Source organism: Candidatus Cloacimonadota bacterium (genome assembly GCA_020532085.1).
In the GTDB taxonomy this organism is placed as follows: domain Bacteria; phylum Cloacimonadota; class Cloacimonadia; order Cloacimonadales; family Cloacimonadaceae; genus Syntrophosphaera.
Genome location: JAJBAV010000026.1, coordinates 33,670 through 41,205 on the forward strand (window position 1 = coordinate 33,670; position 7,536 = coordinate 41,205).

Below are 7,536 nucleotides of genomic sequence, written 5' to 3' on the forward strand. Positions count from 1 at the left end.
AGACAAATTTGGCGGAAAACGCTAAACTCGAAGCCGTGCTCACCTGGCTCGCGGAAAAACAAGCGGAGAACATCCGGGTCTATGATGTAGCCAAAAACAGCGCTTACACCGATTTCATCGTTGTCTGTGAAGGCTCCGCGGACCTGCACAACAGGGCCATTGCCAACCACGTTTTGGACATGGCCAAAGAAAACAAGCTCCAGGTGCTGGGCAAGGCCGGCCTGGATTTCGGCGTTTGGGTGCTGTTGGACCTCGGTGACGTGGTGATCCACATTTTCCTGCCCCAGAAAAGAGAATACTACAAGATCGACGAGTTCTTCACCGAGCTGGCCGGTCTCAGCGATAAAGAGAAGCCACATGATCAAGCACCTACTGCATGACAACATCCGGGAAATCCTGACAGCTCTGGAACTTATCTGCAGCCGCGATTTCACGGTGGAAGTGCCCAACAATCCAGAGAACGGAGATTATTCCACCAACGCCGCCATGGTTTTGGCCAAGGAAAACAAAACTGCGCCAAAAAAGCTGGCGGAAAAGCTGGTGAAAGAACTGCGCAAGAATAAGTTTTACAAATCGGTCGAGATCGCCGGACCCGGTTTCATCAATTTCCGGCTCTCCACTTCCCTGTTCCAGAAGATGCTGTGGGACGTTCACGAGTCCGGCGCGGAGTTTGGCGGCTCGGAATATGGCCAGGGCGCCAAGGTGCTGCTGGAATTCGTGAGCGCCAATCCCACCGGTCCGCTCAATATCGTCAGTGCCAGGGCCGCTGCTTACGGCGACACCCTCTACCGGGTGATGAAAAAGGTGGGGTACCAGCCCGCGCGGGAGTTTTACATCAACGACGCCGGCAATCAGGTGGACATCCTGGCGGAAAGCCTGGAGCTCCGTCTGCGCGAGATCCACGGCGAGAACATCGGCGAATTCCCTTATGAAGCCTATCACGGCGAATACGTGAAGCACCTGGCCCACAAGCTGAACGCGGCCGAAGGCGTGCGCATCTTCATGCTGCCGGAAAAAGAACGCACGGAACGCCTGAAGGAATTCGCGCTCAACGAACTGCTGGAAATGCAGCGTCTCAGCCTGGAAAAATTCGACGTCTTCTTCGAAAGTTGGGTCTCGGAAAAGACCCTGCGCGCGGAAGGCGTGGTGGAAGAGGTGCTCAGCTACCTCACGGAGGCTGATTGCACCTATGAAAAGGAAGACGCCATCTGGTTTTCCTCCACCAAATTCGGCGATGACAAGGACCGCGTGCTGATGAAAAGCGACGGCTCCATCACCTATTTCGTGCCGGACCTGGCCTACCACCTCACCAAGATCCAGCGCGGCTACACCCAGTTGATCGACGTTTTCGGCCCCGACCACCACGGCTATGTGCCCCGGCTCAAAGCCGCCTTCCGGGCCCTCAAATACGACGAGGACATGCTGGAGATCATCTTCCTGCAGCAGGTGAATCTCTTCGAGAGTGGCGAGCGCGTGAAAATGAGCAAGCGCGCCGGCAAGATCGTAACCATGGACGACCTGCTGAACGTGGTGGGCAAAGACGCCGCCCGCTATTTCTTCATCGCCCGCAAAGCCAACGCCCATCTGAATTTCGACCTCGAGCTGGCCTTGCAGCAGAACAATGAAAACCCGGTTTACTACTGCCAGTATGCCCACGCCCGCATCTGCTCCATCCTCAAAAAAGCGCGCAAGGATAAAGTCTATCCCCGCTCTTACAAACCGGAGCTCACCCACAAGCTGAACAAACCGGACGAACTGGCCCTGATCCAGAAACTCACCGATCTGCCCGAACTGCTGCAGCTGATCGCCCAGCATCGCGAACCCCACCGCCTGGCAACCTACACTGAGGAACTCTGCGGCCTCTTCCACCGTTTCTACAACAAATACCAGGTGGTGAGCGCCAAGAATAAGGAACTCTCACAGGCCCGCCTGCTGCTCATCGAAACAGTTAAAGACGTTCTGGCCCTTTGCCTCGACCTGATGGGCATCAGCGCACCGGAAAAAATGTAATGCCCGAACCGCCCATCATCCGGCCCCTGCGGGAATCCGACCTTCCCGCCATCCTGCGGATCGAAAACCTGGTGTTTCGCCCGCCCTGGCCGGAAGAGGCTTTTCAGGCCTCCGAATGCACTCAAAGCTGGGTGATAAGCGCCGGGGATGACTTGCGCGGCTACATCATTTACCACGTGGTGCCGGATGAGGCCGTGATCGTCAATTTCGCCATCGCCCCGGAGTTCTGGCAGCAGGGGCTGGGCGCGCAATTGCTGGAACACACGCTGAACATAATGCAGGAAAGCGGCATCAGCGCGGTATATTTGGATGTGCGCCGTTCCAATCTCGCCGCCTTGGTGCTTTACGCCAAGTACGGCTTCAGAACCCTGGGCGTGAGGAAAAACTATTATTCCGAGCCAGTGGAAGACGCTCTGGTGATGGTGCGGCACACCCATGGATGAAAGAATGAGAGATTACGATTTTCTGGTGTTGGGCAGCGGGATCGCCGGTCTGGTTTACGCCCTGCAGGTCTCCCGGCTGGGCCGGGTGGCTGTGGTCACCAAACGCGGGTTGTTCGATTGCAACACCGACTACGCCCAAGGCGGCATCGCGGCTGTTCTGGATGCCCAGGATTCTTTTGTGAAGCACTGCGAGGACACTTTCGCCGCAGGCGCCGAACTGGGCAAAAAACAGGTGATCCGCCAGATCATCACAGAAGGCCCCAAACTGATCCAGTACCTCATCGACCTGGGCACCGATTTCACCCTGCGCGACGAAAGTTACGACAACCGCCTGGAAAACCTCTCCCTCACCCTCGAAGGCGGCCACACCCACCGCCGGGTGGCCTACGCGGCCGATTCCACGGGTCATCAGATCATGGAAGCCCTGATCGAGCGTTGCCGCGAAAATTCAAATATTGACATCTTTGAGAACAGCATCGCCATCGACCTCATCACTCAGCACCATGTGGTGCAAACCCACGGCTTCGTGCCCGGCATTTCCTGCTGGGGTGCCTACGTGCTGGACGAAACAACCAACGCTGTGCACATCTTCCGCGCCCGCAAGACCATGCTGGCCACCGGCGGCGCTTCCCAGATCTATGCCCACAACACCAATCCGGCGGTCTCCACCGGCGACGGCATGGCCATGGCCCGCCTGGCCGGGGCACGGCTGGCAAACATGGAATTCGTGCAGTTTCACCCCACCGCCTTTTGGAGTCCTGGCGGCGAAACCTTCCTCATCAGCGAAGCCGTGCGCGGAGAAGGGGCCATCCTGCGCCTTCAGGACGGTACCGCCTTCATGGAAAACTACCATCCCAAGGGCAATCTGGCCCCCAGGGACATCGTTTCCCGGGCGATCGACGCCGAGCTCAAAAAGCGCGGCGAGAAATTCTGCTGGCTGGACGCCACCGGCATCCCGGCCGAAAAACTCCACACCCATTTTCCCTACATCGAAAAACGCCTCCAGGATAATGGGATCGATTTCACCCGTGACCCCATCCCCGTGGCCCCGGCCGCCCACTATTTCTGCGGCGGAGTGCTTTCCACCATCGACGGCATCACCGACATCCACAACCTCTTTGCCGCCGGTGAAGTGGCCTGCACCGGGCTGCACGGCGCCAACCGCCTGGCCTCGAACTCGCTGCTGGAAGCCCTGGTGATCGGCTGGCGCGCCGGCAACCATCCCTCAAACCTGGACACCGTGGTCTTTCCGGAGCTGCCGCCCTGGAAACTGATGGATGTCTTCAATGAAAATGAGTGGGTGGTGATCTCCCACAACCGCGAGATCATCGGCACCATCATGGACGGATATGTGGGCATCCGCCGCTCCCGGCGCCTGCTCAAATATGCCCTTTCCCGCATCGAGAACATCTACAACGAAGTGAACAACTTTTACCAGCACAATGCCGTCCGCCGGGAAGTGGTGGAAACGCGCAACCTGGCCATCATCGCCATCGCCGTGATCCGCAGCGCCCTCTCGCGCCGGGAAAGCCGCGGCGCCCACTTTCTAATCGACAATCCCGGGCGCGACGACGCCCTCTACAAGATCGACACCATCATTTAAGGGATATCATGAGAGGTCTTTTCATCACATTTGAAGGCATCGAGGGCAGCGGCAAAAGCACCCAGATGGTGCTGCTGGGCCAAAAACTCACGCAGCGCGGGCTGCCTGTGCTGCTTTCCCGCGAGCCTGGCGGACCGCCCATCGCCGAAGCCATCCGCTCTTTGCTGCTGGATCCCCAGCGCCGCGAGATGCTGCCCGAAACAGAACTGCTGCTCTACTGCGCCAGCCGCGCCCAGCATACCGGCGAGTGGATCCTGCCCGCCCTCAAAGAGGGAAAAACCGTGCTCTGCGATCGCTATTACGATTCCACCTTTGCCTATCAGGGCGCCGCCCGCGCCCAAAACCTCGAATTCATCCGCCTCCTCACAGATTTTGCCACCTTCAGCACCGTTCCCCAGCTCACTTTTCTCATCGACCTGCCCGTGGCCGCAGGGCTGGCCCGCATCAACCACCGCCAGCTCGACCGCCTCGAACAGGAGGACATCTCTTTCCACGAACGGGTCCGCGCCCAGTATCTGGACCTCGCCAGGATCCATTCCGACCGCTTTGTGGTGCTGGATGGCTCCCTCCCCATAGCGGATATCCATACCTCTGTAATCACAACTGTTTTAAGCCACTTAGGAGAATCCAGTGAACAATAAAAAACAAAAAACCGCCCTGATCACCATCGCCGCCGTGTGGCTGCTCTCCGCGGTGATGCTCTTCACCGCCACCAGCGTCTTTGCCCAAACCCAAACCAACGGCACCGACCTCTATTCCCAACTGGGGCTCTTCAGCGAAGTGCTCAGCAAACTGAAGCAAAGCTACGTCACCGAGCTCAGCGACGAAGAACTGATCAAGGCCGCCATCATCGGCATGCTGGGTTCCACCGACCCCCACACGAACTACTTCACCAAAAGCGAATACGATGATTTCACCACCTCCACCAAGGGTTCTTTTGGGGGACTCGGCATCCAGATCGACAAGATCGGCGACTACGTTACCGTGATCTCGCCCATCGAGGGTACCCCCGCTTTCAAGATGGGCATCACCGCCGGCGACAAGATCATCCGCGTGGACGACAAGAACATCGTGGGCGTCACCACCGACGAGGCCATCAAATACATGCGCGGCGAGGTGGGCACCAATGTGACCATCACCATCAGCCGCCCCGGAGTCGCCAAGCCCCTGGAATTCCGCATCACTCGCGAAACCATCAAGATCAAAAGCGTGCCCTACAGCTTCAAGCTGGATAGCGGCGCCGGCTATCTGCGCCTCAGCCAGTTCAACGAAAACACCGCCCAGGAACTCCGCGCCGCCCTCACCGCCCTCGAAGCCGAAGGCATCAACGGCCTTATCATCGATCTGCGCTGGAATCCCGGCGGCCTGCTCGACCAGGCGGTGGACACCGTGAACGAATTCATCGGCGCCAACAAACTGGTGGTGGAAACCAAGGGACGCATGCCCTCGGCCAACCGCCAATACCTCACCCGCAACCCCACCAAGACCCGCGACTACCCCATCATCGTGCTGGTGAACGAAGCTTCCGCCAGCGCCTCCGAGATCTTCGCCGGTTCCCTGCAGGATTGGGACAAGGGCCTGGTGCTGGGCAAAACCACCTTCGGCAAAGGCAGCGTGCAGCAATTGATCCCGCTGATCAACGGCAACGGCATCAAGATCACCACCGCCTATTACTACATCAAATCAGGCCGCTGCATCCACAAGAAGAGCAACGACAAGATCCTGCTGGGCAAAGAGATCTCCGCCTCGGACATCAGCGCCGAGGAAGAGCTCAACCTCAAGCAGATCTACAAAACCGTGAACAACCGCGAAGTTTACGGCGGCGGCGGCATCACCCCGGACATCGAGGTCGAGGGCGAGCCCATGACCAATTTCGCCGTGGAACTGCGCCGCCAGAACACTTTCTTCAATTTCGCCGTGGACTACATGGTGGAGAAAGACCACAGCATCAGCCGCAACTTTGTGGTGGACGACGCCCTCCTGAACCGCTTCCTCTCCTACGCCTCAGCCCACGACATCAAATACACCGAAGCCGATCTGGACAGCACCCGCGCCTACATCCGCACCGTGCTGAAAAGCGAGCTGCTGCGCAACGTCTACGGCGACCTTGAGGCCTACAAAACCACCATCCAGCTTGACAAGCAGTTCCAGGAGGCCGTGGCCTTGCTGAACCGGTTCCGCTCCATGGAGGATCTTTTCGCCCACGCCACGGAGATAAACAAAAACTGATGCAGGCTTCGCCCTCCGGGGCGGTATAACCTGTGGAGTTACATAGAGTGATACATATATGGAATGGCCTGTCCAGGCCTTACAACGGCCAACCGGGCCATTCCATGCTTTAACAGCCAGTTACATGAAACATACAAGGAGTTTGAAGCCATGAAACATCTGCTCATCAGCATCGCCCTTCTGGCCCTCAGTTTCGGCGCTTTCGCCCATCCCGCCAGCGAACTGCAGGCCTCCTACACCGCTTCCACGCAAACTTTGAAGCTCAGCTTCGAACACAGCGTGAAAAACCCCCTGGACCACTACATCCAAAGTATCGAGATCCGCCACAACGGCACCATGATCATCTCGCAGGTGGCCAGCGCCCAGGATACGGCCTCCGGGGGCGAATACATCTACAAGATCCCCAACCTGAAAAAGAACGACAAGATCGACATCACCCTCATCTGCAACAAAAGCGGCAGGAAAACCGCTTCCATGGTTTTAAAGTAATCAATTCCCATCCATCTCCCCATTCAAAATCCGGGACGGCCTCCCCAAGGCCGTCTTTTTTTGCTCTTTTTCAAACCGAGGGGGCGGATGGATCGGCTGGATACGTAACTTTCAACCACCCGCTCCCGCTCCGCTGGAGTCGAGCGACGCGGGAGCATCGACTACAGCGGTCAAAGGAAGTGGCAGACGTCCCCGCCAGCCATGGCCATGGCTGGTTATTCCCGCCAGGCCTGGATTCCGTCACTGCGTTCCAAAATGACGCGGGTTGGGGGCGAGGCGGTGATGGCCTGGATTCCGGGGCCCCGGCGTTGAAACGCCACCCCGGAATGACAGTCAGTTTGGAACCCTGTAACCAGTCCGCGTGAACCATTTCCATCCGTGGAATCTGTGCGAGCCCCTTCTATATCCGCGTGAATCATGATGATCCGCGTCATCCGCGTTCAATTGATACCGCGTGCTTCCACGCTAAACATTTTCATCTGTGAAATCCGTGGGATCTGTGCGAGACTCCCTTCCCCTTCCTGCTTCCACTCCAGTTTCAGCCTTTTGCGCCGCCCGGAAGCCGCCCGCACTCGGCGCGGGGATCATGCGGGAGCGATGTGGGGCACATATTCACGCGCTTAAACATAACCCTCTAGATAAGACCTTTGCACATAATCCTCAGGGTCTGGTTAAAAAGTAAGAGCATTTAGGATCAAAAAGTAGTTTTTGAAATCTGCAAATAATTCTTGACAAAATAGATAGGCTCATATTTTGTCACTC

Annotated in this window: 7 protein-coding genes; all 7 read left to right on the top strand. The window is 57.6% G+C overall.

Features of this window, described 5'->3' with window-relative positions; translation table 11 throughout:
* Positions 1-8: 8 nt before the first annotated feature.
* The 7 genes from rsfS to LHW45_07790 all read left to right on the top strand — a co-directional run bounded on the left by rsfS (position 9) and on the right by LHW45_07790 (position 6,774).
* On the top strand, positions 9-380 hold the full coding sequence (rsfS, locus tag LHW45_07760; protein MCB5285468.1) for a ribosome silencing factor: 372 nt from the start codon (positions 9-11) through the stop codon (positions 378-380).
* Complete coding sequence (argS, locus tag LHW45_07765; protein ID MCB5285469.1) at positions 358-2,010, top strand: arginine--tRNA ligase; 1,653 nt, start codon at positions 358-360, stop codon at positions 2,008-2,010. Before rsfS ends, argS begins: the two co-directional genes overlap by 23 nt.
* Positions 2,010-2,453, top strand: a complete 444-nt coding sequence (rimI, locus tag LHW45_07770; GenBank protein ID MCB5285470.1) for a ribosomal protein S18-alanine N-acetyltransferase — start codon at positions 2,010-2,012, stop codon at positions 2,451-2,453. The genes argS and rimI overlap by 1 nt, the downstream gene beginning before the upstream one ends.
* A gap of 4 nt (positions 2,454-2,457) precedes the next feature.
* Positions 2,458-4,056 carry an L-aspartate oxidase gene (gene nadB / locus LHW45_07775; GenBank protein MCB5285471.1) on the top strand — a complete coding sequence of 533 codons (1,599 nt, stop codon included), beginning with the start codon at positions 2,458-2,460 and terminating at the stop codon, positions 4,054-4,056.
* An 8-nt stretch (positions 4,057-4,064) separates the two neighbouring features.
* Positions 4,065-4,697 carry a dTMP kinase gene (tmk, locus tag LHW45_07780; GenBank protein ID MCB5285472.1) on the top strand — a complete coding sequence of 211 codons (633 nt, stop codon included), beginning with the start codon at positions 4,065-4,067 and terminating at the stop codon, positions 4,695-4,697.
* On the top strand, positions 4,687-6,285 hold the full coding sequence (locus tag LHW45_07785; GenBank protein ID MCB5285473.1) for a S41 family peptidase: 1,599 nt from the start codon (positions 4,687-4,689) through the stop codon (positions 6,283-6,285). Before tmk ends, LHW45_07785 begins: the two co-directional genes overlap by 11 nt.
* A gap of 150 nt (positions 6,286-6,435) precedes the next feature.
* The gene (locus LHW45_07790; protein MCB5285474.1) at positions 6,436-6,774 is read left to right on the top strand and encodes a thiosulfate oxidation carrier complex protein SoxZ; all 339 of its coding nucleotides are present in this window, start codon (positions 6,436-6,438) and stop codon (positions 6,772-6,774) included.
* Positions 6,775-7,536: the final 762 nt, after the last annotated feature.

Bases quoted from the DNA above. Each gene is read 5' to 3' on its own strand.
- argS (MCB5285469.1), top strand. From the start codon at position 358: ATGATCAAGCACCTACTGCATGACAACATCCGGGAAATCCTGACAGCT.
- rimI (MCB5285470.1), top strand. From the start codon at position 2,010: ATGCCCGAACCGCCCATCATCCGGCCCCTGCGGGAATCCGACCTTCCC.
- nadB (MCB5285471.1), top strand. From the start codon at position 2,458: ATGAGAGATTACGATTTTCTGGTGTTGGGCAGCGGGATCGCCGGTCTG.
- tmk (MCB5285472.1), top strand. From the start codon at position 4,065: ATGAGAGGTCTTTTCATCACATTTGAAGGCATCGAGGGCAGCGGCAAA.
- LHW45_07790 (MCB5285474.1), top strand. From the start codon at position 6,436: ATGAAACATCTGCTCATCAGCATCGCCCTTCTGGCCCTCAGTTTCGGC.